Annotated in this window: 1 protein-coding gene; it reads left to right on the forward strand. The window is 53.3% G+C overall.

What is annotated here, in order from left to right; genetic code table 11:
* The coding region (locus tag DN388_RS24040) for a hypothetical protein (RefSeq protein ID WP_255002489.1) at positions 1 to 623 on the forward strand (623 nt) is incomplete at its 5' end.
* Positions 624 to 901: the final 278 nt, after the last annotated feature.

Below are 901 nucleotides of genomic sequence, written 5' to 3' on the forward strand. Positions count from 1 at the left end.
GCTATCCAGGAGCACATAGCCGAGTGCCTTTCCTGGGAGCATCGATCATGAGTGCAACATCCTTCAGCGTACAACTCCAAAACGAAATGGAGGGTAAGATCAATTATTTCCACTACCAAAAGTTCGGCGACCCCGCCTCGGGTACAAAATCCGCATTAACATCGACCCAAACTACTTATGACTTCAATCTCTACCCCGGCGGAAAGTTTATAGCGACGACCGCCGAGTCCTACCAAACGCAGCTTGAAGATCCAAAACTTCTTCGATTCAAATTTACAAATAATTCAGGTTTTCCTGTCGGGTTGCTCCGCGTATACGGTGAACCCCCTTATCCCGACTGGGTAATAGCCGCGCTGGAGGACATTCCGGGGGACGAAAGTGAGGAAGACGTTCAATCTCAGCGCGAGTTAATAATCGATAGATACAACCAAATGGTTGGGGGGGTGAATACAGGACCGAAGCGGTTTCCAGGGGGGGTACTACGGCGCTGGATCGACTACGAACCTCGCCGTGGCGACCCCTCTAAATGGTACGCATGGCTGCTACGTCCAGGAAGGTCAACTAGTGTGGCGGTAATCGAAGGAAGCGTATGGGCGGTGAGCGAAGCAAAAAACGAAGACTGACCTTTTCCCCTGGCAGCGCAACGGGGAGCTTGGGTGCTGTACAGAACTCAAGTGACCCTAGTTCAGCTCTCGCGTCGTCAGCATTTTTAAGTAGTGCATGCGTTGAACAGAGGAGGGTGATTGCCGTTGCAACACCCTCCCTTTTTGAGTGGAGCTGCCATCTGATGTTCGGGTGGCGCAGTAGCAGTGCGCGAGGACCGTTCGCTGGATTGCCTGCGAGCTCGCAAGGTTAGCGGGTTGGGCGCGGGGCTTCTACACGCTCTACACCTGTATGCGCA

Source organism: Pseudomonas sp. S12(2018) (genome assembly GCF_024355235.1).
Lineage (GTDB): Bacteria > Pseudomonadota > Gammaproteobacteria > Pseudomonadales > Pseudomonadaceae > Aquipseudomonas > Aquipseudomonas palmensis.